Genomic DNA, 23,401 nt, shown 5'->3' with positions numbered 1-23,401 from the left:
CGGCCGGCGTTCTTGCCGGCGTTCTTGCCGGGATGCGCGCGGAAAGCTATCCGCGTCGCCGAGGGCGCCGCCGGCCCGGGAGAAGCGTGATGAGCGAGATCCGTCCCCGTCGCAGCGTGCTGGCGATGCCGGGCTCCAACGCCCGGGCGCTGGAGAAGGCGCGGTCTCTCCCCGCCGACGTGATCCTGATCGACCTCGAGGACGGCACCGCCCCCGCCGCGAAGGCGGCGGCCCGCGCCCAGGTCGCCGCCGCGGTCGCCGCGCGGGGCTTCGGCCACCGCGAGGTCGTGGTCCGCATCAACCCACCCGAGACCGAGGACGGCGAGGCCGACCTCGTCGCGCTCGCGCCGGCCGCCCCGGACGCGATCCTGGTGCCGAAGGTCCGCACCTCCGACGCGCTGATCGCCGTCGGCTCCCGCCTGCGCCGCCTCGGCGCGCCGCTGGCGACGCGGGTCTGGGCGATGATCGAGACGCCGATGGCGGTGGTGAACGTCGCCGAGATCGCGGGCGCGGCCCGGGACGTGGACGGCCGGCTCGGCGCATTGGTGATCGGCCCGAACGACCTCCTGAAGGCGTCCCGGATCCGGCCACCCGGGCGGGCCGCGCTGATGCCCTGGCTGATGAACGTCCTGGCCGCCGCCCGGGCCTACGAGATCGAGGCGATCGACGGCGTCTTCACCGACCTCACCGACGCGGCCGGGTTCGAGGCCGAGTGCGTCCAGGGCCGCGACCTCGGCTTCGACGGCAAGATGCTGATCCACCCGAGCCAGATCGGCCCGGCCAACGCGGCCTTCGGGCCGGATGCCGGGGAGATCGCGCAGGCGCGCCGGCTGATGGACGTCTTCGACACGCCGGAGAACCGCGGGCGCGGGGTCGTCGCGGTGGACGGCAAGATGGTCGAGCGGCTCCACGTCGAGGCGGCCCGGCGGACACTCGCCATGGCCGAGGCGATCGCGCGGCTCTCCGCGTGAGCGACCTGCCCGAGGTCGGCCTGCGTCTGCTCGACCCGCGCCTGCCGGGCTGGGGCTTCCCGCGCTGGGGCTCGTCGGCCGCCGCCGGCCTCGACCTGCATGCCTGCCTCGACGCGCCCGTGGTCCTGCCGCCTCAGGGCAAGCCGGTCCTGATCCCCGCCGGCTTCACCGTCCTGATCCGCGACCCCGCCTGGTGCGGGCTGATCTTCCCCCGCTCCGGCCGCGGCCACCGCGAGGGCCTCGTGCTCGGCAACGGCACCGGCGTGATCGACGCGGATTACGAGGGCCCGCTGATGGTCTCCGCCTGGAACCGCGACGCGTCGGAGCCCGTCCGGATCGAGCCCGGGGATCGGATCGCGCAGCTCGTCTTCACGCGGGTCACCCGGCCGGCGCTGACCGTGCTGGAGGGCGCGCCCGGCTCCGGATCGGAGCGGGGCGCGGGCGGCTTCGGCTCGAGCGGGCGCTAGGCCCCCGTCAGTCCAGCGTCTTGCCGAGCCGCCCGGCCAGGTCCTGGATGAACTGGAAGGCGGTCCGGCCCGAGCGCGAGCCGCGGGTCGTGGCCCATTCGAGGGACTCGGCGCGCAGCTGCTCCGGCGGCACGGCGAGGCCGTAGCGGTCGGCATAGGCGCGGATCATCGCCAGGTACTCGTCCTGGCTGCACTTGTGGAAGCCGAGCCAGAGGCCGAACCGGTCCGAGAGCGAGACCTTCTCCTCCACGGCCTCGCCGGGATTGATCGCGGTCGAGCGCTCGTTCTCCACCATGTCGCGGGCCAGCAGGTGCCGGCGGTTCGAGGTGGCGTAGAACAGAACGTTCCCCGGACGCCCCTCGATGCCGCCGTCGAGCGCCGTCTTGAGCGACTTGTACGAGGTGTCGTCGGCGTCGAAGGAGAGGTCGTCGCAGTAGACGAGCCAGCGGTGCGGGTCGGGCCGCAGCAGGGCCATCAGGTCCGGCAGCGCCTCGATGTCCTCGCGGTGGATCTCCACGAGCTTCATCGGCAGGCTGCCGGCGGGCCGGCGGGCGTTGATCTCGGCGTGGGCCGCCTTGACCAGCGAGGACTTGCCCATGCCGCGGGCGCCCCACAGCAGGGCGTTGTTGGCCGGCAGGCCGCGGGCGAAGCGCTCGGTGTTCTCCACCAGCGTGTCGCGCGCCCGGTCGATGCCGGTGAGCAGGCCCATCTCCACCCGGGCGACCTGCGGCACCGGGGTCAGACGGCGCTCGGGCCCCCACAGGAAGGCGTCGGCGGCGCTCGGGTCGAAGGCCGGCGGGGCGGCGGGCGCGGCCCGCTCCAGCGCGGTGGCGATGCGCTCCAGGAGCGGCATCAGGGTGTCGAGGGTCACGGGGCTCGTCATCGGATCGGGGGGTTCGCGTGCGGGTCTGTCAGGCCGCCGGTTCTACGGGGAAGATCCGGGGAAATCATCCGTATCCGCTCGCATGGCGCGGTCCTCCCGAACGCGAACCGGGATCGGGCGTTGATCCTCCCGGCAGGTCGCGCCGACACGTCCGCCGGGGAGTATCGATGGCAGCGGAACCGACGATCCGGATCACCCAGGTCGCGGATTACGTCTTCACCGTCGATTTCAGCGCGGCCCTTCCGGCGCTCCGCACCGACGAGGCGCCGCCGATCGGCGGCGGGACCGGGCCGTTCCCCGAGCAGCTCCTGATCTCCGGGGTCGCGAACTGCCTCTGCGCGAGCCTCGTCTTCGCCCTGGGCAAGTTCCGCCAGGACGCGCGGGGCGTCGCGGCCGAAGCGTCCTGCCGGGTGGAGCGCAACGCCGAGGGGCGGCTGCGCGTCACCGGGATCGGCGTCCACATCCAGCTCGGAGCCGCCGCCGCCGACATGCCGCGGATCGACCGGGTCCTGGAGCAGTTCGAGCGGTTCTGCACCGTCTCGGAGAGCGTGAAGGCCGGGATCCCGGTCGCCGTGTCGGTGGCCGACCGCGACGGCACGCGCCTGAAATGACGCGCGCCGGGGAAAGATCGGCCGCCCGGCGCATTGCCGCAGCACCGAACGGCCGCCAGGACCGGAAGAGGAGACGCCATGACGGACCAGACGCGAGAGCCGGCCCGCGCCCCCGAGGCGCTCGCCGCCCTATTCAACCGGCGCGCCAATGCCGGCGACGTCGAGGGCCTCGTCGCCCTCTACGAGCCCGACGCGGTGCTGGCGGCGGGCCGCGTCGTTGCCACGGGCCACGCCGAGATCCGGACCTTCTACGCCGACCTGCTCGCACGCAAATCCGACTTCCCGGCGCCGGAGACGCCGCCGCCGCTGCGCAACGGCGCGCTGGCCATGACCTTCGCGCGGCTGCCCAACGGCGCGTTCTCGGTGGAGTTGGCCCGCGAGCAGGCGGACGGCACGTGGCTCTGGGCGATCGACCAGCTCAAGCTCGCGCCGCCGAAGAGCTGACGGTCGGCGCGGAGGCTCCCGCGCGCTTGTCCCACTGGACGCGATGCGGCAAAGCGGGGCCCGCGCGCTCGACGCCGCGCAGAAGACCCGAGCCGACTCGATGCACGACATCCGCGCCATCCGGGAGAACCCGGACGCCTTCGACCGCGACCTCCAGCGCCGGGGCCTCGCGCCGCTCTCGGCCGAGCTGATCGCCCTCGATGAGGCGCGGAAGTCGTCCGTCTCGGCCGCGCAGGCCAACCAGGAGCGGCGCAACGCCCTGGCCAAGGAGATCGGCGGCGCCAAGAAGGCCAAGGACGAGGACCGCGCCGCCGCCCTGATGGCGGAGGTCGCGGCCCTGAAGGCGGCCGAGCCCGAGCTGAAGGCCGCGCAGGACGCGGCCGACAGGACCCTGGCAGACCGCCTCGCCGCGATCCCGAACCGGCCGAAGCCCGACGTGCCGGAGGGCGCGGACGAGCACGGCAACGTCCTCTACCGCAGCCACGCCGCGACCCGCGAGCGGCTGACCGAGGGCCGCGAGCATTTCGAGCTCGGCGAGGCCTCGGGCCTGATGGATTTCGAGGCGGCGGCCAAGCTGTCCGGCTCGCGCTTCGTGGTGCTCAAAGGCCAGCTCGCCCGGCTGGAGCGGGCGCTCGGCCAGTTCATGCTCGACCTTCACACGCAGGAGCACGGCTACCTGGAGGTGGCGCCGCCGGTGCTGGTGCGCGACGCCGCCATGTTCGGTACCGCGCAGCTGCCGAAGTTCGAGGACGACCAGTTCTCGGTCTTCAAGGGCCTCGACTACGTCAGGTCGCTGCAGGGGCAGGCCGGCGCCGACACCGCCCCGGTCAGCGACGAGCATTTCTGGCTCGTTCCCACAGCCGAGGTGCCGCTCACGAACCTCGTCCGCGAGGCGATCCTCCGCGAGGAGGAGCTGCCCCTGCGGTTCACCGCGCTGACGCCCTGCTTCCGGGCCGAAGCGGGGGCGGCGGGGCGCGACACCCGCGGCATGCTGCGCCAGCACCAGTTCAGCAAGGTCGAGCTGGTCTCGATCACGACGCCGGAGGAATCCGCCAACGAGCACGAGCGGATGCTGACCAGCGCCGAGGCCGTGCTGAAGAAGCTCGATCTGCCCTACCGGGTGATGACGCTCTGCACCGGCGACATGGGCTTCGCCAGCCAGAAGACCTACGACATCGAGGTCTGGGTGCCGGGCCAGCGCACCCACCGCGAGATCTCGTCCTGCTCGGTCTGCGGCGACTTCCAGGCGCGGCGGATGAACGCCCGCTACCGCGGCAAGGACGGCAAGCCGGCCTATGTCCACACCCTCAACGGCTCGGGCGTGGCGGTCGGTCGCGCGCTCATCGCCGTGATGGAGAACTACCAGAACCCGGACGGGAGCATCACGGTCCCGTCGGTGCTCCACCCCTACATGGGCGGGCTCAACCGGATCGAAGGGGCCCGCTGATGCGCATCCTGGTCACCAACGACGACGGCATCCACGCGCCGGGCCTCGCGACCCTGGAGGAGATCGCCCGGGAGCTCTCGGACGACGTCTGGGTCGTGGCGCCGGAGAGCGACCAGTCCGGCGTGTCGCACTCGCTCTCGCTCAACGACCCGCTGCGGCTGCGGCAGGTGTCGGAGCAGCGCTTCGCCGTGAAGGGCACGCCGTCGGACTGCGTGATCCTGGGCGTGCGCCACATCCTCGGCGATCACGGGCCGGACCTCGTCCTGTCGGGGGTCAACCGCGGCCAGAACGTCGCCGAGGACGTGACCTATTCGGGCACGATCGCGGCCGCCATGGAGGGGACGATCCTCGGCATCCGCTCGATCGCGCTGAGCCAGGCCTACGGGGCGGGCGGGCGCGGCGCCCTCAAGTGGGACTGCGCCCGGACGCACGGCGCGAAGGTCGTCCGGAAGATCCTCGAGACCGGGATCGAGCCCGGCATCCTGGTCAACGTCAATTTCCCGGATTGCGAGCCGGCCGACGTGCAGGGCGTCGCGGTCGCCGCGCAGGGCTTCCGCAATCAGGCGCTGCTGTCGATCGACGCGCGGGTCGACGGGCGCGGCAACCCGTATTTCTGGCTGGCCTTCGCCAAGGCCCGGTTCGAGCCGGGCCACGGCTCCGATCTCAAGGCCATCGCCGAGAAGCGGATCTCGGTGACGCCCCTGCGCCTCGACCTCACCGACGAGCCGACGCTGACGCGCTTCGCGCAGGCCTTCGCCGAGTGATCGATCTGGGCAGCCTGGAGGAGGCTGCCGGCAACGCGGCCTTCGTGATGGCGCTCCGCGGCCGTGGCCTGCGGGACACCGCGGTGCTGCGGGCCATGGAGCAGGTCCCGCGGGACACCTTCGCGCCGCCGCCGCATCGGGAGCACGCGCGGCGCGACATCGCCCTGCCGCTGTCCTGCGGCGCGTCGATGACGGCGCCGTCCACGGTGGCGCTGATGCTGGCGCAGCTGCGGCTGGAGCCCGGCCAGCGCGTCCTGGAGATCGGCACGGGCTCGGGCTACGTGACCGCGCTGCTCGCCCAGCTGGGCGCGGGGGCGGTGCTCAGCCTGGAACGCTACACCTCGCTGGCCGGGGCGGCGACGCGGCGGCTCGCGGCCCTGTCCGAGGTGCATGTCGTCCGGGCGGACGGGCTCGCCCCGGACCTGCCGGACGGCGGCTTCGACCGCATCCTCGTGCACGGCAGCGTCCCGGCGATCCCGCCGCACTGGCGCGCGGCCCTCGAACCGGGCGGACGGCTGGTGACCGGCCTGGGCGGCGGCGGAGCTTGCCGGATCGCGGTGCTGACGACGCCCGAGGCCGACCCGGAACCGGGCGCGCCGGTGCGTCTCGCAGCGCTGGTGCCGGGGCTGGCGCGCGTGCTCTGACGACGCGCCGTCATCGCGAGCGCAGCCAAGCGACCCAGGGTAGCGCACCGCGTTCGCGAGCGTGGCGCCGCTGGATCGCGCCGCTCCGCTCGCGAAGACGCCGAAGCCGCGGCTACCCCACCCGCCGCGCGGCGCGCCACAGGCGCCACAGCCGGCGCCAGCGCGGCAGTTCGACGAGCGTGTTGAGCGGGTCGTAGGAGGCCCGCTCCATGACGGCGAGGTAGGGCTCGACCAGGGCCACCGGCAGGAACGCCGCCCCCGCCGAGGGCGCGATGGTCGGGCGCGCCGCCTCGAAGGCCTTGAGGTGCTGCCGGGCGATGCCGCGCAGGTCGGCGCAGGCCCGGCGCAGGCCCGGGCCCCCGCGGCCCGTGACGATGTCCTCGCGGGTGACGCCGTAGCGGCCGAGGATGTCGGCCGGCAGGTAGACCTGCCCCGAGCGGGCGTGCCACGGCAGAGCGCGCAGGAGCCCGGTAATCCCGTAGGCGACCCCGGCATGCCCGGCCGCGCCCGCGCCGCCGGGCTCGGTGCCGTTGCCGATCACGAGGCTCGCCAGCCGGAACAGCGCCGAGGCGGTCTCGCCGCAATACCCCTCCAGGTCGTTCACCCGGGGCATCGGATCCTCGTAGAGGTCGAAGACGCGGGCGTCGATCAGGTCGACGAAGGGCTGGCGGCCGAGGCGGTTCGCCCGGATCGTTTCCTCCAGGGCCGCCGCCACCGGGTTGGCGCGCACGTCGCCCCGCGCCTCGCCCTGCAGGGCGTCGCGCCACCATTGCAGGCGGATCTCGCCGGCCATCGGGTTCGAGACGGCCTCGCGCACCCGCGCGATGGTCAATGAGAAGGCGTAGAGGGCGAAGAGGTGCGGGCGGGCGGCGGCCGGCGCGAACAGCGTGGCGTAGTAGCGATCCGGATCGCCGTCCCGCACGAGGCCCTCGCAGTGGGACTGGGCGAAGGCGAGCCCCGTCTCGGCGGTCTGGCCCTCCACCTCGGGCATCAGGCCACCGCGATCAGGGCGGCCGCGATCTTGCGGTTCTCGGCCACCAGGATGTTGTAGGTGCGGGCCGCGGCCCCGGTCTGCATCACGTCGAGGCCGACGCCGAAATCCTTGAGCCAGCCACGCAAGGCCGGATCGATCGCCGCGATATCGAGACCGGTGCCGACGAGCAGCAGCTCGATCCCCGCGGCCTCGGCTTGGATCGGGCGCAGCGCCGTCCGGTCGATCGCCTGGGGCTCCGTCACGTCCCAGGCTCGGACCCCTGAGGGCAGCATCAGGATCGAGCCGCGATGCGACATCCCGGCGAAGCGGAAGCCGCCGTTGCCGTAGGTGTCGATGATGTGGCGCCCCGGCACGAAGCCGGACTCGAAGCTCTTTGGACTTGGCTGATCGGCCATGTTGGAAAAAGGACTACTCCGCCGGTTGCGGGACGCCCGACCGCTCCGACGCCGCGCGGGCGCCCGAGAGCATCAGGCCCAGATAGATCAACACCGGCGTCGAGACGAAGATCGCCGAGTAGGTGCAGATCAGGACGCCGCAGAGCATCACTACGGCGAAGCCCTTGATCGCCTCGCCGCCGAACAGCACCAGCGCCAGCAGCGACAGCGCGGACGAGATCGACGTCATCACGGTGCGCGACATGGTCGAGTTGATCGACAGGTTGAGGAGATCGACCGTGGGGATGGTCTTGTAGCGCCGCATCAGCTCGCGGGTCCGGTCGAACACCACCACGGTCTCGTTGAGCGAGTAGCCGACGATCGTCAGGATCGCGGCGATCGAGGTCATGTTGAACTCGATCCGGCTGATGATGAACACGCCGACCGTCAGAACGATGTCGTGGAGCGTCCCCACGATGGCGCCGAGCGCGAGCTCCCGCTCGAACCGGAACCAGAGGTAGAGCAGCACCGCCACGACCGACAGCACGACGCCGAGCGTGCCAGACTGGACGAGCTCGCCGGAGACGCGTGGGCCGACGGTCTCGGTGCGGCGGAAATCGTAATCCTTGTCGAAGGCGGCGTGCGCCTTGTTCATCACCGCGGTCTGGCCCTGCTCGCCGGGCTGGAGCGGCAGGCGGACCAGCACGGTGCCCTGGTTGCCGAGTTCCTGCACCTCCGGCTCGCCGAAGCCGAAGCCCGCGGCCGTGTGCCGGATCGACGCCACGTCCGCGGTGCCCGACTTCGCCTGCAGCTCCACCAGGGTGCCGCCCTTGAAATCGATGCCGAAGTTCAGGCCGATCGTCAGGAACAGCGCCACGGTCGCGAGCGACAGCACCGCCGAGAGCGGGAAGGTGAAGCGCCGGAATCGCATGAAGTCGAAATGCGATTCATCGGGCCAGAGGCGGAGCAGGCGCATTTTTCGGACCTAACGTTGGGAAGATCGCAGCACCGGCCCGATCGCCTGTCCCACCCTCGACCTCATCCTGAGGTGCCGGAGCGCAGCGGAGGCCTCGAAGGAGGGCTCCAGGATCCACGGCGCCTTCCGGAGAGCTCCTTCGGGGCCCGCTGACGTGGGCACCTCAGGATGAGGGCGGTGGTTCGGAACGGGCTTGTGCCAGGGGTGATGCGTCTCCCGATAGTGAGCGCGTTCAGAACGGCAGGGTCTTCGGCCGGAACGTGTTGTACCACACCGCGATCATCATCCGGGTCAGCGTCACCGCGGTGATGACCGTGGTGAGGATGCCGAGGATGAAGACCACGGCGAAGCCCTTCACCGGGCCCGAGCCGAGGAAGAACAGGATCAGGGCGGCGATCGCCATGGTCGAGTTCGAGTCGATGATGGTGGCGAAGGCCCGGTCGAAGCCCGCCTGCAGCGCCGAGATCAGCGAGCGGCCGGCCCGCTGCTCCTCGCGCATGCGCTCGTAGATCAGCACGTTCGAATCCACCGCCGTGCCGATGGTGAGCACGATGCCGGCGATGCCCGGGAGCGTCATGGTCGCCTCCAGCACCGACATCAGGCCCAGGATCAGCCCGACATGGACCATGAGGGCGATGTTGGCGATGAAGCCGAACGTCCCGTAGGTCGCGAACATGAAGGCCACCACGAGGCCCGCCGCCACCAGGGTCGCGAGCTTGCCGGCCTCGATGGAGTCGCGGCCGAGACCCGGGCCGACGACGCGGCGCTCGACCACGGTGAACTTCGCCGGCAGCGCGCCGGCGCGCAGCAGGACCGCCAGGTCGTTGGCCTGCTGCACGGTGAAGTTGCCGGTGATCTGGCCCGAGCCGCCGGTGATCGCCGAGCGGATCACGGGCGCCGACACGACCTCGTTGTCGAGGACGATCGCCATGCGCCGGCCGATATTCTCCGAGGTCGCCTGCCCGAAGCGCTGCGCGCCGCGCAGGTTGAACTTGAAGCTCACCATCGGCTCGTGGGTCTGCTGGTCGAAGGCCGGCTGCGCGTCGGTCAGCTCGCCGCCGTCGGCCATGACCCGGCGCTCCACCGGGACCTTGGCGCCCTTCTCGTCCTTGGAGGGCAGCATGTCGACGTCGCCCGAGGGGCTGTCGGCGAGCATGCGGAACTCGAGCTTGGCGGTGGAGCCGAGCAGCTTCTCCAGGCGCTCCGGGTTCTGCTCGCCCGGCACCTGGATCAGGATCCGGTCGGCGCCCTGCTGCTGGATCGACGGCTCGGTGGTGCCGGTGGAATCGAGGCGGCGCCGGATGACCTCGATGCCCTGGCTCACGGCCCGGCGGGTCCGGTCGGTGATGCCGGCATCGGTGAGGGTCAGGCGGATCACGCCGCCGGGCTGCTCGGAGACGTCGAGGGTGCGGGCCGCCGTCTGGCCCAGGGAGGTGGTGATCGGCTGCGACAGCTCCTGGAGCTTCGGCAGGACCTTGGCCCGGGCGGCGGCGTCGTCGATCTTCACCTGGACGCCGCGCTGGAGCAGGCCGATGCCGCCGTCGGCGCGGACATTCTCCTGCTGGAGCACGCGGCGCACGTCGTCGCGCAGCGCCTTGGCCTGCGAGGCGATGAGCTCGTTCTGGTCCACCTCGAGCAGGAGCTGCGAGCCGCCCTGCAGGTCGAGGCCGAGCACGATGGCGCGCGTCGGCACGACCCAGCTGGGGAACCAGGAGGGCAGGCCGGCAACGAAGCTCTTGCGCTGCTCGGGCGAGAAGAAGCTCGGCACGGCGAGCGTCAGCCCCACCAGGATCAGACCCAGTGTCGCGATGATCTTCGCACGGGAGAAGCGCAGCATCGGCCGTTTTTTCTCTCTTGGGCCGGCGCACGGCGCCGGCCAGTTCAATCGGAAATCAGGCGGCCTTGACCGTACCCTTGGCGCGGACCTCCGAGATCATCGACCGGACCACCCGCACGCGCACGTTCGGGGCGATCTCGACCTCGATCTCGGGCTGGTCGTCCGAAGCCTTGGTCACGCGGCCGACGAGGCCGCCGTTGGTGACGACCGTGTCGTCCCGGCGCACGGACTTGAGCAGCGCCTGGTGGTCCTTGACCCGCTTCTGCTGCGGTCGCAGGATCAGGAAGTACATGATCACGAAGATCAGGACGAACGGGACCACCTGAAAGGCGATCTCCGCTCCGCCAGCGGCCGCACCGGCCCCTTGCGCGAAGGCGGGGGTGATCAACGAGCGTCTCCTGCGAATGGCGCGCAGGCCTGCCGCCGGATGTGGCGCCCGCAGACCTGTCGAAAAGCGCGCGGACTATAGCCAGGGGCTTCCCGAAAGCAACGGCGAAGCGTCGGGCATCCGCGGCGCGCTCAAAGCAGGGCGCGGATCGCCGCCGCGAAGGCGTCCGGCGCCTCCTGGGGGAAGTTGTGGCCGACCCCCGCGACGATCTCACGCCGGTACGGGCCGGTGAAGTGGCGGGCGTCCGTGTCGGTGGCGGGCGGCGGCCCGACGCCGTCGTCGGCGCCGAGCAGCACGATCGACGGCACGGCGATGGCCGGCCGGGCCGCCAGCCGCGCCTCGATCGGGGTCAGCGCCGGGTCGCCCGGCACGAGGCCGAAGCGGTGGCGGTAGGAATGCACCACCACGTCGACGAAGTCGGGGTTGTCGAAGGCGCGGGCGGTCTGCGCGAAGGTCTCCGCGTCGAACGCCCAGGTCGGCGACCAGAGCCGCCAGAGCAGGCGGCAGAAGGCGTCCCGGTTCTCGGAGAGGCCGGCGCGGCCGCGCTCGCCGTGGAGATAATACTGGTACCAGAGGCGGTGCTCGGCCTCCGGCGCGACCGGCCGCCCGGCGGTCGGGATGTTCTGGATGTTGTAGCCGACGCCGCAGCTGACGAGGCCCCGGGCCCGGTCCGGCCAGAGTGCGGCCACCACGCAGGCGGCCCGGCCGCCCCAATCGTAGCCGGCGAGGACGGCGTTCCCGAGGCCGAGGGCGTCGAGGAAGGCGAGCAGGTCGGCCCCGAGCGCCGCCTGCTCGCCGGAGCGCGGCGTGGCGGGATCCAGGAACCGCGTCGGCCCGTAGCCGCGCAGGTACGGCACGAGGCAGCGCACGCCGTCGGCGGCGAGTTGCGCGGCCGCGGCCGCGCAGGCGCGCACATCGTAAGGGAAGCCGTGGAGGAGCACCGCCGGCGGCCCGTCGGCCGGTCCGGATTCGAGATAGGCGACCTCCAGGACGCCGGCCCGCACGCGCTTCATCGATGGCTCCCGGATTCGCGACGCCGGGATCCTAGCGGGTTCGCCGCGCAATTGCCGCACGCGCTTGCCCTCGCCGGTTCGCGCCCGACTTCACCCTGCGACGAAGAAGCGCGACGGTGGAGAACCATGGGCCTGCTCGACGGTGCGAAGACCCTGATCGGCGATGTGGTGGCGGCGGCCGACCGGGCCTTCGAGGAGACCGGCAGCGGCAAGCTCGCCCTGTCGCTGGCGAAGTTCTATCCCGGCGGACTCCCGGCCTTCCTCGACCGCCTGCGGGAGACCGGGCACGGGGAGGCGGTGGGATCCTGGCTCGGCTCGGGCGCGCGGCAGACGGTGCCGGCGAGCGCCATCGCGGCCTGCCTGCCGGAGGGCGTGACCGAGCGGCTCGCCTACGACCTCGGCGTTCCGGAGGCGCGCGTCCCCACGGTGCTGGCGGAGTTCCTGCCGGCGGCAGTCGCCGACCAGAGCGAGAACGGCAGCCTCAAGCCGCAGCCGAATTTCAGCACCCAGGTCCGCTGATCGCCCACCTCACGGGACGGCGCACTTCATCCGCGGCGGCGCGGTCGCGCAGCTCAGGTAGCAGCTCTGCCTGGCGAAGCAGAACCACGACAGTTCGCCGCTCTTCAGGCAGGAGCCGCCGCAATGGCGGTACGTGCCATAGAGCGGCCGAACGAAGACGGCATCCGCCAGAGGGCGCTCCTGAGCAAAGCGCTCCTGCGCCAGACGCGCCGATTCGGCGTCCGGCAGGGCCGCGGTGACGGACGCGACCGCGAGCACGCAAGACAGCGCCAGGGATCTCATGAGAGCCGACCGCGGACCGATGTCCCGGCCGGCATTCCGGACCATAGGCCGATCGCTGTCGACTAAATTGCGGTTCACACCGGCGCGTCGCGGACCACAGGCCTCTCCCGCTTCGCGAAGATTTCTCTAGACTCCCGCCACTGACCATTCGACGGGGTCCACATGAGTCTGCTCAACACCCTCGGCGGCTCGCTGGGGCAGATCGCGCTGAAGGCATTGCCGGGCGTGATCCAGCAGGTGCTGCCCGGAGGACTGAACGCGCTGCTCGATCAGCTCCGGCGCTCCGGCTACGAGAGCCAGGTCAATTCCTGGCTCGGCCGCGGCCCGAACGAGCCGATCACGGCCGAGGACCTGCGCAAGGTCCTCGACAACGAGCAGGTGCGCCAGATGGCGGAGAAGCTCGGCGTCCCGATGGACCAGCTGTTCCCGACCCTGGCGCAGGCCCTGCCCGAGACCGTCGACCGTCACAGCCCCGACGGGACGCTGCAGGCACCGAAGGCTTAGGACAGCCGGCGCGGGTCGCGAGCCGGGGCGGCCGGACGGCGGACGACGACGCGAAACGGCGGCCCCGTCCGGGACCGCCGCCGCGTCTTGCCGTCTCGTTCGGTGCCGCGCGGGCCGGCCTCGGCCCCGCGCGGTCCGTCTCAGTTGCTGGCGAGCTGGGACATCGGGTCCACGGGCGCGCCGCCCTTGCGGATCTCGAAGTGCAGCTGCGGCGAGGTCACGTTGCCGGAGGCACCCGACTTCGCGATGGTCTGGCCGCGCTTGACCTTGTCGCCGGGCTTCACGTCGATCTCGCCGTTGTGGGCGTAGGCCGAGACGTAGCCGTTGGCGTGGCGCACGAGGACCAGCTTGCCGTAGCCCTTCACGTCGGACCCGGCGTAGGCGACCGTGCCCTCCTCGGCGGCCTTGACCGGGGTGCCCTCGGGGACGGCGATGTTGATGCCCTCGTTGCCGGAGGTGCCGTAGCCGGAGATCACCCGGCCCTTGGCGGGCCAGCGGAAGTTCTCCGTCGCCTCGGCCACCGAGCCGGTGGCGGCGGGCTCTGGCTTGGCCGGCGCGGCGGCCGCGACCGGGGCCACCTTCGGCGCCTCCTTGGCGGCGACCTTCTCGACCTTCTCGGCGGCGGCGGCCTTCTGGGCGGCCTCCTTGGCGGCCTTCGCCTCGGCGAGCTTCTGGGCGGCCTCCGCCTTCGCGGCGGCCTTCGCCTCCGCCTTGGCCTCCTGAGCCTTCGCTTCGGCCTTGGCCTTGGCCTCGGCCTTCGGATCCGCCTTCTTCTCGTCGGCCTTCTTCTCGTCCGCCTTGGCGACCTGTCCGGGACGCACGTGCTTCGGCTTCTCGCCCTCCTTCAGGGCGACGTCCTTGCGGGACTTGGCGTCGGCGACCTTGCGGGCGGCGGCGTCGCGGGCGAGCGCCTCCTTGCGCTCCGCCTCCTTCTCGGCGGCGGCGGCCTTCTGCGCGGCTTCCTTGGCGGCCTTCGCCTCGGCGAGCTTCTGGGCGGCCTCCTTGGCGGCCTCCTTGGCCTCCTCGCGCTTGGTCGCGATCTTGTTCTCGACCTGCTTGGCGTCCTCGCGCTTCTCCTCGGCGGCCCGGGCCGGCCGGGCGGTCATCGGGGACGCGGCGGGGTTCAGCCCGGAGGCGTTGTAGACCGGGATCACGATCTGGCGGCCGGGCGTGATCTGGTTCGCGTTGCTCAGGCCGTTGGCGGCCAGGATCGCCGAGGCGGGCACGCCGAAGCGGGTCGACATCTGGTTCAGGCTGTCGTTGCGCGACACGGTGATCTGCGTGCCACCCTCGGCGCTCCAGCCAACCTTGCCGGTCGAGGCGACGCGGGTCGCGGGGGCGGCGGCGTTGGTCTGGGCCGGCGTCGCGGCGGCGGACGGCCGCGCCGCGGCGGGCGCGCCGAGCGCCTCCGACTGGATGCGGCCGGTCCGGACCGGCGGCACGGATTTGAGGCTCCCATCCGGCAGGCTGCCGGTGGCGGCGGGTTCCGAGTCGAACGGGTTCGAGAACGGGTTGGTCAGACGCGACGCGTCCGAGGAACAGGCGGCAGCCGCACCGCCGATGATGCCGATGAGCGCGACGCGCGACAGCGTCCGCAACATCTGACCCGTACCGCGCACCCGCATCGACGCACCCGTTTGCCTGACGCAACCTGATGCGCCAATGAAGACGGATTCAGGTTAAGCAACCGTTCCCGTTCAGGCTGTCTGCGACCCTGGAGCGAAGGTAGGCGCAAGGTTTTCGCGCGGTGCCGGGGATGATTCCCGGGCGCGGGATCGTCCCTTTTCGTAACCGGCCGGCACCCCACATCGAATCTATGTTTACCATCCGCGGCGCGCGCGACACCCTGGCCGACCTGCCGGCGATCGAGACGGCGCGTCTCACGATCGCCGCCCTCCGGCCCGCGGACGCGGCGGCCGTCCGCGCGCTCACCGACGATCCGGCGATCACCGCGGCGGTGGATTTCCTGCCGACGCCGTTCACCCTGCAGGATGCCGAGGACCTGATTCGCAGCGGCGCGCGGGGCCGGGACTGCTTCCTCGGCGCCTGGACGCGAGACGGCGCTCCCGATTCGGCCGGGCGCGCGCTCGTCGGCGTCTTCGGCACGCACCTGCGCGGCGCCGGCACGATCGAGATCGGGTACTGGGTCGGCGGCGCCGCCCGCGGGCGCGGCTACGCCTACGAGGCCGTCTCGGCGATCCTCGGGCTCCTCGGCGGGCGCTTCCCGGCGCGCGTCGTCGTGGCGGAGTGCCGCCCCGCCAACGTCGCCTCCTGGGGCCTGCTGGAGAAGCTCGGCTTCCGCGACACCGGCGAGGAGGGCCACCGGCCGGGCCGGCGCCTGCTCAGGCGGGCCTGACCCCCGGGGATCGAGCCGGGCCGGGATCGATGGCGCGGCCATGAAAAAAGCCCCCGGCCTGAGGCCGGGGGCTCGCTGACGGGCGGCGTCCTGAGCCGGACCGGGCGTTCCGATCAGAAGGTGATGCCGGTCTCGACCATGTAGCGGTCCTGCGAGGTGCGGTTGCCGGTGCGGCCGAAGCCGGTGCCGAGCGTGCCCTCCGCGAGATTGCCGCGCGTGATCCCGCCGAGTTCGACGTGGGCGTACTCCACGCGGAAGAAGTAGCGGTCGAAGGTGAAGGTCGGCGTGACGGTCACCGAGAAGGCGTTGCTGCCCGCGCCGAAGCCCAGCAGGTTGGTGCCGCCCGAGCCGCGGACGCCCGTCTGCTCGGTGTACTCGACGCGGCCGGCCAGGGCGAAGTTGTCGGTGAACGAGTAGGCCGCCAGCAGCGCGCCGCCGTAGGTCGAGGCCGAGTTGCCGATGCCGACGCGCAGGTCACGCTCGACATTGGTGAACTGGAAGTAGGGCGAGATGATCCACGGACCGTTCGCGTAGGTGTAGTTGATGTTGAAGATGCCGCTGTTCTGCTGGAGGTTCGGCGTCGCGAACTGGTAGCGCGGGCTGCGGTCGAGGGCGTTGGTCCGGCCGACGTTCAGGCCGCCGTTGACGCCGATCGTGTTGTAGTCGTCGAGCTTGTAGGCGACGTTACCGGTGAACCACGTGATCTCGTTGGAGAAGAAGCCGTCCGTGCCGGCGAGCGACACCGAGAGCGGGCCGCTGCTGTAGTTGACCTGCACGCCCTGGTTGATGAAGTTCTCCTGCACGAACAGGAGGCCGCGGTTGATGTTCAGGTTCTGGTAGGTGAACAGCAGCTCGGTGCCGATCAGCGTGAACATCCGGCCGCCCTGGACCGACCACTCATCGTTGATCTGGATCTTGCCGTAGGCGACCGGGACCGGGCCGAACAGCAGGTCGGTCTGGGTGAAGGTGCCGAGCGTGGGGAAGCCGAGCTGCGGGATCGAGTAGCCGCCGGCCTGGATGTAGAACTGGAACGCGCCCTCGGGCTTCTGGATGATGCCCTGGACGTTCGAGAAGTCGAACCGGGCCGCGCGGTCGCGGTCGTTGGGGGCCGCCGGGGTCGAGAACGACGCGAACGGGTTCGACTGGGTGTAGCCGTAGCCGGTGATCGCGCCGCCGACGTAGAGGTCGCCCAGCGGGCCGGCCGAGAAGCAGCTCGGATTGGGATTGGCCTTGATCACGCCGCTGTAGGCCGGGCCGAGCAGCGTGGCCTTGCAGGGCTCGGCAGGGGGCGCGACGGGAACCGGCGCCGGGGCAGCCAGATCGGCCGCGAGGATGCTGGTCGAGGACAGCAGCACGGTGGCCAGGCCGGCCAGGGTGGATCGCTTCAGCATGGTGTCGCAGCTCGTTCGGATTCGTCCACGGCCAAGCTGACATCGCGACGCGATTGACACAAAATCAAACATGAAGCAGTTGCATAATTTTTAGGCAGTTCCGTATCGCAGATCACGTTCGATGCGGAAATGTGACTTTGCCGCCACATTTGTATCGGAACCCCGGCCCTTTCCTTCCGCGCGGAGCCGGAGGACTTCCGCCGGGCTCGCCAATTCTACCGAGTCAGTCGGCGGGTCCGATCGGATCGCAGCGAAACCCTCCGAAGTCCTGCCGGGCGAGGCGTTCGGCGAGCGCCGGCAGGAACAGCATCGCCTCCTCGGCGAGGCGCCAGGGCGGGTTGACCACGATCAGGCCGCTGCCGGTGAGCCGCGTCGGATCGCCCGGCCGGTCGATGAGCAAGTCGAGGCGCAGGGCCGGGCGGGGCAGGGCGGCGCCGAGGTCGCGGACCATCCGGTCCAGGACCGCGGTGTCCTTGATCGGGTACCAGGCCAGGAACAGCCCGGTCGGCCACTTCGCCACCGCGCGGGCGAGATGGGCGCCGAGGCGCTCGATCTCTCCGGGCACCTCGTAGGGGGGATCGATCAGCACGAGGCCGCGCCGCTCCGGCGGCGGGATCTGCGCGTTGATCGCGGTCCAGCCGTCGAGGTTCATCACCTTGGTGCGGGCATCGCGGGCGTAGCGGCCCTGCAGGGTCGCGGCGTCCGCCGGGTGCAACTCGACGAACACGCCCTTGTCGCCAGGGCGGAGCGCCTCGCGGATCACGGCCGGCGAGCCCGGATAGGCGGTGTCACCGTGGCGCGCCCGCACCGCCGCCACCGCGGCGCGGTAGGGCGCCAGCAGCGCCTCCACCTCCGGCGCGAAGGGCGCCGCCATCCGGCCCCAGCCGTCCCGCCACTCGCCGGTGCGGGCCGCCTCGTCGGCCTCGAGATCGTAGACGCCGAGCCCCGCGAAGGCGTCCAGCGCCCGGAACGGCTTGTCCTTGAGGCGCAGGTGGTCGAGCACCCGCGCCAGGACGAGGTGCTTGAGGACGTCGGCGTGGTTGCCGGCGTGGAAGGCGTGCCGATAGTTCATGGCAGCGCGCTCAAGCCGATCCCGGGCGCCGGGTCCAGGGTCCGGCGCGCGAAAGGCCGAAAAAAACTCAGCGGGCGGCGTCGAGACTCACTTCGGGCGCCCGGCAATTGCCGCGGGCGACCTCGGGGCAGGGGGTGAAGCCGCGCAGGTCCTTGCCGAAGCAGATCCGGACCTCTTGCAGCTGCCCGCGGGTGCAGGTGACCGCCATCATGTCGGGGCGCAGGCCGCGATTGGCCGTCACGAACTGCCGGGCGATCTCGATCGGCGCGAGGCTCTGCGGCGGGGCACCGCCCTTGAGCGCGTCGGGGATCGTCACCGCGAGCCGCGCCGCGCGGGCGGCCGCGAAGTAGGCGGCGGGATCGAGCCCCGAGCAGGTGCCGTGCTTGCGCCACTCGTAGCGGGCGAGACCCTCGCTCGGGTAGACCTGCCCGGCGACCTCCATGGCCTGTCGGGTCGGCGCGCGGTTCACCGCCGAGCAGTTCTGCGGGTAGCCGCTCGCGTATTGCGGCCACAGGCCGTGGACGACGAAGCCGAGGCCGCGCCCGGGGGCGCACTGGACGTCGTCCCGGCGGGTGCCCGGCCCCGCGCAGTAGGTCGGCGACCACGACAGGGCGAGGACGTAGAAATCGAAGTCGCCCGGCGTGCCGCGCCGGGCGAAGCCGCCGTAATCCTGGGCGACGGCCGGGGCGGCGACCGACCCGGCGAGGAGCAGGCCCGCGAGGCCGGCGGCGCGCCCGCGCATGGTCAGGGACGCGCCATCCGGCAGGCGGTGGCGTAGGCGTAGGAGAGGTCCCGGTCGAGCCCGTGGATGCAGAACTCGACGCCCCAGGTCGCCCCGATGATCCCGAGGCTCTCGCGCACCGAGTAGTCGACCTTGCGGCGGACCCCGTCGGAGGTGGTCACGGTCGCGGTGCAGAACCGGCGCGGATAGGTGTCGAGGCCCCAGGGCCGCCACGCGGTGCGCTCGATCGTGTCGAAGGACAGGATCGTCATCGACGAGTTCCAGAACTTCGCCTCCTTCTCGGCGAAGTTGGTCGAGACCCGCTCCAGCACCGACGGGTCCTGGCAGCCCGGGATCTGCGCGTCGAACGGGAAGATCCGCTCCTCGGCGGGCTCGATGTCCTCCCGGGCCGAGCGGGCGAGCGCCGGCTGGGCCAGGGCGAGAAGGGCCAGCCCGAGGGCGAAGCCGTGAAAGACCGGGCGCATGGCGCGTGCCTCGACGGATGTGCGATCCTGCATCCGCGAACGATGGCTTGGCCGCGCCGCCAGTCAAGCTCCGGCAGCCCCGCGCCGGCGCTTTGACGGCCTGTGCGGCGCGGCCGCTACAGTCGTCGGTCGAGGTCAGATGCGGGACCGGTGCTCGGCCGGATCCGGCTCCGTCCTCCCGGGGGCGCATCCGGACGGATGGCCTTCGGACCGGCGCCCGGCGCGGAGCCGGGGAGCCGCGTCCGTCCCTCAGTAGATCGGCTCAGCGCTCGGCGGCGCGCCGAGCTGCAGCGGCTCGTCGTAGTCCTGCGCGGGCTCCTCGTGGGCGGCGGCGACCCGCGGCGCCGGCCGCACGGGCGCCGCCGCGGTGTAGGCCGAGGCCGCGGCCGGGCGGTCGAGGGGCCGGGCCGGCGCCCGGGCGACCTGGGTCGCGCTCCCGGCCTTCGACATCGGCGACACGCCGTAGGGATCGTCCTCCTCCACGTCCACCGGTGCCTGCGGGCCGGCGGGCTGGCGCTGCGGCGGGACCGGACGGCTCAGCGGCCGCTCGGCCCCGGTGCCGAGCTGCGGCGTGAACTTGATCAGCGGCTTGCAGATCCGCCGCAGACCGCGCGGGTCGTGCCGGGCGAGGTCGACGTGGATGTGGTCGTAGTGGAACACGTTGGAGCCCGGCGCCAGCACGGTGGTGAAGCGCTGGCAGGCGCCCAGGAAGATCTCGCGCAGGAAGCCCTGCTCGGCCTCCGTGCCGCGCCAGCCGCCCTTGACGGTGATCACGTGGCCGTCGGCGAGCTTGATCGACATCACGTCGATCGCGTTCCCGAAACTGTGCTCGGAGAGCTTGGCGCCGGGCTGGTTGTTGCGGCCGCGGCAGGAATAGGAGCCGGCGTTGATCTCGGCCACGGGTACGCCGAAGTAGAGGTTGGCGGCCGGCTGGATCGTGTCGGCGAGCCACGCCTCGGCCTCGGCCAGCGCCGGGCAGCCCAGCGTCATCCGCTGCTTCAGCAGCACGGAACCGCCGCCGAGCCGCGTCACCCGGAAGGGCTGCTGCATGCCGCAGGGGCCCGGGCCGTCCATCGCCGCGATCGGCGTGATGTACTCCGAGGGCTCGACGAGCTTCTTGGCCAGGCAGACCTGCTCCGCCTGGTCGCGCCACGGTTCGCGTCGCTCGAAATGGTTGATCGAGCACGCGGTGAGGCCCGCACCGAACAGCGCCAGGGCCGAGAACAGGGATACGCCACGCCACATGACCCGGACGATGCGCACGGTCGCGTAAAGCGTTCGTCAACGGCGTTTCGGGAATGCCGCGGGCTGTGGCGTCTCGGTTGACAGCGCCGCGGACCCCGGACTGAATGCATTATGCTCTCGCTTCTCGACATCCGTGCCCGCATCGAAGCCGGCACCCTGACGCCCGCGGGCGCGATCGACCTGTGCCGCGCCGCGATCGCCGCGCGGGAGCCGGACCTGCACGCGCTGGTCACCCTCGATCCGGCTCCGGCGATCCCCGAGACCGGGCCGCTCGCCGGCATCGCGGTCGGCGTGAAGGACATCATCGACAGCGCGGGCCTGCCGAGCCAGATGGGCTCGCCGATCTACGCGGGCTGGATGCCCCGGGGCGACGCCGCGGTCGTGAGCCGGCTGAAGCAGCTCGGGGCCGTCGCCCTCGCCAAGACCACCACGACGGCCTTCGCGAGCAGCGATCCCACCGAGACGGTCAACCCGCACGATCCCGGCCACACGCCGGGGGGCTCCTCGGCGGGCTCGGCCGCCGCCGTCGGCGCCGGGATGCTGCCGCTGGCCCTGGGCACGCAGACGGCGGGCTCGGTGATCCGGCCCGCGAGCTTCTGCGGCTGCGCGGCGGTGAAGCCGTCGTTCCGGCTGATCCCCACGGTCGGCGTGAAGACCTACTCGTGGGCCCTCGACACGGTCGGGCTGTTCGCCGCCGGGGTCGCGGACGTCGCGCACGCCCTCGCGCTCGTCACCGGGCGGCCGGAGATCGAGCGAGCGGAGGCGGGCTCGGCGCCGCGCATCGCCGTGGTGCGGCAGGACTTCGCCGGGGACCCCGAGCCGGAGGCCGAGGCCGCGCTCACCCGCGCCCGGCAGGCGGCCGAGCGGTCCGGGGCGCGGGCGAGGGACCTCGTCCTGCCGCAGGAGCTGGCACAGGCCTGGGAGCGCCACCGTCTCATCCAGAACTACGAGGGCCGGCTGGCGCTGGCCTGGGAGTACGACACGCAGACCGACGCGCTCCCGCCCCGAACCCGCGCGCACCTCGATGACGGGGCGGCGATCAGCCCGGCCCAGTACGACGACGCGCGCCGCCACGGCCATCACGCCCGGCGGGTGCTGAAGGGCCTCTTCGCCGATTACGACGCGATCCTGACCTTCTCGGCGCCGGGCCCGGCACCCGCGACCCTGGTCTCGACCGGCGACCCCCGCTTCAACCAGCTGTGGACGCTGATGGGCGTGCCCTGCGTGAATGTGCCGGTGCCCGGCCACCGCCTCCCGGTGGGCGTCCAGGTGATCGGCCGGTTCGGCGACGACGGCCGGGCCCTGGCGGTGGCCCGGATGATCGAGGCCGCCCTGCGCGGCTGACCGGCCGCGCCCGTCGACGCGGCCACGCGCCGTCCGTCCGGAATTGCGGAGCGGCGCCCGGACGGACGGCGCGGGAGCCCGGGACGCTCAGTGGCTCGGCTGCTCGTGGAGCGTGTCCTCCACGTAGAGCTGCTCCAGCAGGACCTTGATCACTGCCATCAGCGGCAGGGCGAGGGCGATGCCCCACAGCCCGAAGATCACGCCGAGGATCAGCTGGCCGGCGAAGATCGTGGCCGGCGGGATGTCGAGCGCCCGTTTCTGGATGAACGGCGTCAGGCCGTAGCTCTCCAGGCACTGGACCGCGAGATAGACGCCGATCGCGCCGATGACCGCCTTCGTGCCCGAGGCCAGGGCGGCCAGGACGATGACGAGGCCCGCCACCAGCGGCCCGACCGTGGGCACGAAGGCGAGCAGCCCCGCCTGCAGGCCCAGGATCAGCGCGCCGCCGATGCCCAGGAAGGCGAGGCCGGCCCAGGTGCACAGGAAGATCACCGCCATGATGATCAGCTGGCCGAACAGCCAGTGGCGAAGGGTCTCGCCGGCCCCGTCGAGAACCTGGCTGGCGCGCCAGCGCTTCGCCGGCGGCACGAACCGGACCGCGCCGTCGCGGTAGGCCTTCGGGTCGGCCGCGAAGGCGAGCCCCAGGAAGGCGATCACCAGGACGTTGCCGAGGGCGTCGAACAGGCCGAGGATCACGGCCGCGGCCGGGCCGAGGACGCTGCCGGCATCCGAGACGATCGAGCTGCTGCCCTTCAGGAGTCCGTTGGCGAGACCGCCGAGTCCCCCCTCGCGCTGGCCCGAATCCGTCGAGCCGTCCTTCCCCCCGCCCTGCGGCGCGAGGCTCGGCACGTCGATGCCGCGCTCGGACAGCCAGCCCGTGACGGTTCCGGCCTGATTCTTGATCGTCGTCCCGAGGTCGCGGCCCTGCTGCACGATGGTGGCGCCGCCGTAGCTCCCGAAGCCGATCACCGCGACCGCGACCGCGACGCTGGCGATGGACAGCCGCACGCCCCGCGGCAGGGGCAGGACACGGCCGAGCCCGCGGGTCAGGCCGTCGAGGAACACGCCGAGGAGGACCCCGGCGAAGATCAGCAGCAGCGTGCCGGCCGACATCCAGGCCAGGGCCAGCGCCGCCACGAAGCACACCACGGCGATCCCAGAGGCCGCCAGCGGCGCCGCCCCGCGCCAGGGCCCGATCGGGCCGTCCAGATCCTCGAGCCTGCTGTCCGACATCGTCACTCCTGCACCGCGGGCTCACGAACGCCGCGGGCCCTCGGGGGTCAAGTGCGGGCGCGCGGGTTCCCGGGGTGATGCGTCGCGAAAAGGCCGTTCCGCGCCGGTGAGCGACGCCTCCGGCTCGCTCGGCGCCGCGAAATATCCTGATCGACCGTCTCTCCAGCGCCGCGGCGGCGCGCCGCCCCTGGGACCGGACGGCTCCCCGCGCGTTGTCCGCGCACGCAGCCGGAGCGCAGGCTCCGGCCGATCAGGAGGATCCCCATGAGCAACCACGGCGACACGTACGTTCGTTCCCTCGGCCCGGGCCGGACCGTCGATACCGGCGATCAGCTCAGCAGCGTGGTCCTGCTCGGGATCGCGGTCGCCGGTGCCGCGGCCGCGGTGCTGCTCAACGCGCTGATCGTGTAGCGCCCGCCGCGGCCCGGGACACGGC

The 23,401-nt window shown here is 72.1% G+C and carries 27 protein-coding genes; 12 read left to right on the top strand and 15 right to left on the bottom strand.

Going from position 1 to position 23,401, the window contains the following annotated elements:
• The first annotated feature begins 89 nt into the window (after positions 1 to 89).
• Together ME121_RS17255 and dut are read left to right on the top strand one after the other, a co-directional pair.
• Entirely contained in the window at positions 90 to 971 is an 882-nt protein-coding gene (locus ME121_RS17255; RefSeq protein WP_012319255.1) for an HpcH/HpaI aldolase/citrate lyase family protein, read from the top strand.
• Positions 968 to 1,438 carry a dUTP diphosphatase gene (gene dut, locus ME121_RS17250; RefSeq protein WP_059409276.1) on the top strand — a complete coding sequence of 157 codons (471 nt, stop codon included), beginning with the start codon at positions 968 to 970 and terminating at the stop codon, positions 1,436 to 1,438. The genes ME121_RS17255 and dut overlap by 4 nt, the downstream gene beginning before the upstream one ends.
• A 7-nt stretch (positions 1,439 to 1,445) precedes the next feature.
• On the opposite strand, the gene ME121_RS17245 is transcribed toward dut, so the two are convergent.
• Entirely contained in the window at positions 1,446 to 2,321 is an 876-nt protein-coding gene (locus ME121_RS17245) for an ATP-binding protein (protein ID WP_012319253.1), read from the bottom strand.
• Between the two features lie 167 nt (positions 2,322 to 2,488).
• Between ME121_RS17245 and ME121_RS17240 the strand changes: the two genes are divergently transcribed.
• From ME121_RS17240 to ME121_RS17220, 5 genes are all read left to right on the top strand, one after another.
• Positions 2,489 to 2,932, top strand: a complete 444-nt coding sequence (locus tag ME121_RS17240) for an OsmC family protein (RefSeq protein WP_012319252.1) — start codon at positions 2,489 to 2,491, stop codon at positions 2,930 to 2,932.
• Positions 2,933 to 3,010: 78 nt separating this feature from the next.
• Positions 3,011 to 3,376, top strand: a complete 366-nt coding sequence (locus ME121_RS17235) for a YybH family protein (RefSeq protein WP_059409274.1) — start codon at positions 3,011 to 3,013, stop codon at positions 3,374 to 3,376.
• Positions 3,377 to 3,476: 100 nt separating this feature from the next.
• Positions 3,477 to 4,823 (top strand): serine--tRNA ligase, encoded by a 1,347-nt coding sequence (gene serS, locus ME121_RS17230; protein WP_024830062.1) that lies wholly within the window; start codon positions 3,477 to 3,479, stop codon positions 4,821 to 4,823.
• A complete protein-coding gene (gene surE / locus ME121_RS17225) occupies positions 4,823 to 5,587 on the top strand; it encodes a 5'/3'-nucleotidase SurE (RefSeq protein WP_012319249.1) in 765 nt (254 codons plus the stop codon). The genes serS and surE overlap by 1 nt, the downstream gene beginning before the upstream one ends.
• The gene (locus ME121_RS17220; RefSeq protein WP_043073717.1) at positions 5,584 to 6,231 is read left to right on the top strand and encodes a protein-L-isoaspartate O-methyltransferase family protein; all 648 of its coding nucleotides are present in this window, start codon (positions 5,584 to 5,586) and stop codon (positions 6,229 to 6,231) included. The genes surE and ME121_RS17220 overlap by 4 nt, the downstream gene beginning before the upstream one ends.
• Positions 6,232 to 6,343: 112 nt before the next feature.
• Here the strand turns inward: ME121_RS17220 and ME121_RS17215 are convergent, their stop codons facing one another.
• The 6 genes from ME121_RS17215 to ME121_RS17190 form a co-directional block, all read right to left on the bottom strand.
• Positions 6,344 to 7,222 (bottom strand): phytoene/squalene synthase family protein, encoded by an 879-nt coding sequence (locus ME121_RS17215; RefSeq protein WP_024830064.1) that lies wholly within the window; start codon positions 7,220 to 7,222, stop codon positions 6,344 to 6,346.
• On the bottom strand, positions 7,222 to 7,620 hold the full coding sequence (locus ME121_RS17210) for an Mth938-like domain-containing protein (protein ID WP_059409272.1): 399 nt from the start codon (positions 7,618 to 7,620) through the stop codon (positions 7,222 to 7,224). Before ME121_RS17210 ends, ME121_RS17215 begins: the two co-directional genes overlap by 1 nt.
• Positions 7,621 to 7,633: 13 nt before the next feature.
• Entirely contained in the window at positions 7,634 to 8,575 is a 942-nt protein-coding gene (gene secF, locus ME121_RS17205; RefSeq protein WP_012319245.1) for a protein translocase subunit SecF, read from the bottom strand.
• Between the two features lie 232 nt (positions 8,576 to 8,807).
• The gene (secD, locus tag ME121_RS17200; RefSeq protein WP_012319244.1) at positions 8,808 to 10,412 is read right to left on the bottom strand and encodes a protein translocase subunit SecD; all 1,605 of its coding nucleotides are present in this window, start codon (positions 10,410 to 10,412) and stop codon (positions 8,808 to 8,810) included.
• Positions 10,413 to 10,467: 55 nt separating this feature from the next.
• Positions 10,468 to 10,800: a preprotein translocase subunit YajC gene (gene yajC, locus ME121_RS17195; protein ID WP_012319243.1), complete on the bottom strand. Its 333-nt coding sequence runs from the start codon at positions 10,798 to 10,800 to the stop codon at positions 10,468 to 10,470.
• Positions 10,801 to 10,931: 131 nt separating this feature from the next.
• Positions 10,932 to 11,813 (bottom strand): alpha/beta fold hydrolase, encoded by an 882-nt coding sequence (locus ME121_RS17190; protein WP_059409271.1) that lies wholly within the window; start codon positions 11,811 to 11,813, stop codon positions 10,932 to 10,934.
• A 126-nt stretch (positions 11,814 to 11,939) separates the two neighbouring features.
• On the opposite strand from ME121_RS17190, the gene ME121_RS17185 reads away from it, so the two are divergent.
• Complete coding sequence (locus tag ME121_RS17185; protein ID WP_059409269.1) at positions 11,940 to 12,332, top strand: YidB family protein; 393 nt, start codon at positions 11,940 to 11,942, stop codon at positions 12,330 to 12,332.
• Positions 12,333 to 12,341: 9 nt separating this feature from the next.
• On the opposite strand, the gene ME121_RS17180 is transcribed toward ME121_RS17185, so the two are convergent.
• Complete coding sequence (locus tag ME121_RS17180) at positions 12,342 to 12,590, bottom strand: hypothetical protein (RefSeq protein WP_342345203.1); 249 nt, start codon at positions 12,588 to 12,590, stop codon at positions 12,342 to 12,344.
• Between the two features lie 186 nt (positions 12,591 to 12,776).
• Here ME121_RS17180 and ME121_RS17175 point away from each other — a divergent pair, with 186 nt between their 5' ends.
• Positions 12,777 to 13,118, top strand: coding sequence for a YidB family protein (locus ME121_RS17175; RefSeq protein ID WP_029360023.1), 342 nt, complete (start codon positions 12,777 to 12,779; stop codon positions 13,116 to 13,118).
• Positions 13,119 to 13,258: 140 nt separating this feature from the next.
• Here ME121_RS17175 and ME121_RS17170 read toward each other — a convergent pair whose 3' ends face one another.
• Positions 13,259 to 14,743 (bottom strand): peptidoglycan DD-metalloendopeptidase family protein, encoded by a 1,485-nt coding sequence (locus tag ME121_RS17170; RefSeq protein ID WP_059409265.1) that lies wholly within the window; start codon positions 14,741 to 14,743, stop codon positions 13,259 to 13,261.
• A gap of 191 nt (positions 14,744 to 14,934) precedes the next feature.
• Here ME121_RS17170 and ME121_RS17165 point away from each other — a divergent pair, with 191 nt between their 5' ends.
• Positions 14,935 to 15,474: a GNAT family N-acetyltransferase gene (locus tag ME121_RS17165; protein WP_059409264.1), complete on the top strand. Its 540-nt coding sequence runs from the start codon at positions 14,935 to 14,937 to the stop codon at positions 15,472 to 15,474.
• A 113-nt stretch (positions 15,475 to 15,587) separates the two neighbouring features.
• On the opposite strand, the gene ME121_RS17160 is transcribed toward ME121_RS17165, so the two are convergent.
• From ME121_RS17160 to ME121_RS17140, 5 genes are all read right to left on the bottom strand, one after another.
• Entirely contained in the window at positions 15,588 to 16,865 is a 1,278-nt protein-coding gene (locus ME121_RS17160; RefSeq protein ID WP_012319236.1) for a porin, read from the bottom strand.
• 223 nt (positions 16,866 to 17,088) lie between these two features.
• On the bottom strand, positions 17,089 to 17,937 hold the full coding sequence (locus ME121_RS17155) for a 23S rRNA (adenine(2030)-N(6))-methyltransferase RlmJ (protein ID WP_012319235.1): 849 nt from the start codon (positions 17,935 to 17,937) through the stop codon (positions 17,089 to 17,091).
• A gap of 67 nt (positions 17,938 to 18,004) precedes the next feature.
• The gene (locus tag ME121_RS17150; RefSeq protein ID WP_059409262.1) at positions 18,005 to 18,679 is read right to left on the bottom strand and encodes a ribonuclease T2 family protein; all 675 of its coding nucleotides are present in this window, start codon (positions 18,677 to 18,679) and stop codon (positions 18,005 to 18,007) included.
• Positions 18,680 to 18,681: 2 nt separating this feature from the next.
• Positions 18,682 to 19,143 (bottom strand): hypothetical protein, encoded by a 462-nt coding sequence (locus ME121_RS17145; protein ID WP_012319233.1) that lies wholly within the window; start codon positions 19,141 to 19,143, stop codon positions 18,682 to 18,684.
• A 249-nt stretch (positions 19,144 to 19,392) separates the two neighbouring features.
• Positions 19,393 to 20,388 (bottom strand): extensin-like domain-containing protein, encoded by a 996-nt coding sequence (locus ME121_RS17140; RefSeq protein WP_059409260.1) that lies wholly within the window; start codon positions 20,386 to 20,388, stop codon positions 19,393 to 19,395.
• A 111-nt stretch (positions 20,389 to 20,499) separates the two neighbouring features.
• Between ME121_RS17140 and ME121_RS17135 the strand changes: the two genes are divergently transcribed.
• Entirely contained in the window at positions 20,500 to 21,732 is a 1,233-nt protein-coding gene (locus tag ME121_RS17135) for an amidase (protein WP_059409258.1), read from the top strand.
• Positions 21,733 to 21,819: 87 nt separating this feature from the next.
• Here ME121_RS17135 and ME121_RS17130 read toward each other — a convergent pair whose 3' ends face one another.
• Positions 21,820 to 22,965, bottom strand: a complete 1,146-nt coding sequence (locus tag ME121_RS17130) for an AI-2E family transporter (RefSeq protein WP_058606959.1) — start codon at positions 22,963 to 22,965, stop codon at positions 21,820 to 21,822.
• Positions 22,966 to 23,229: 264 nt separating this feature from the next.
• Here ME121_RS17130 and ME121_RS33745 point away from each other — a divergent pair, with 264 nt between their 5' ends.
• Positions 23,230 to 23,376, top strand: a complete 147-nt coding sequence (locus ME121_RS33745) for a hypothetical protein (protein ID WP_179239975.1) — start codon at positions 23,230 to 23,232, stop codon at positions 23,374 to 23,376.
• The last annotated feature ends 25 nt before the right edge of the window (positions 23,377 to 23,401 follow it).

Origin of the sequence: Methylobacterium sp. ME121, assembly GCF_000974725.1 — a bacterium.
Taxonomy (GTDB): domain Bacteria; phylum Pseudomonadota; class Alphaproteobacteria; order Rhizobiales; family Beijerinckiaceae; genus Methylobacterium; species Methylobacterium radiotolerans.
The sequence above is the reverse complement of the archived record's forward strand: the minus strand, read 5'-3'. Positions and strand labels throughout refer to the sequence as shown.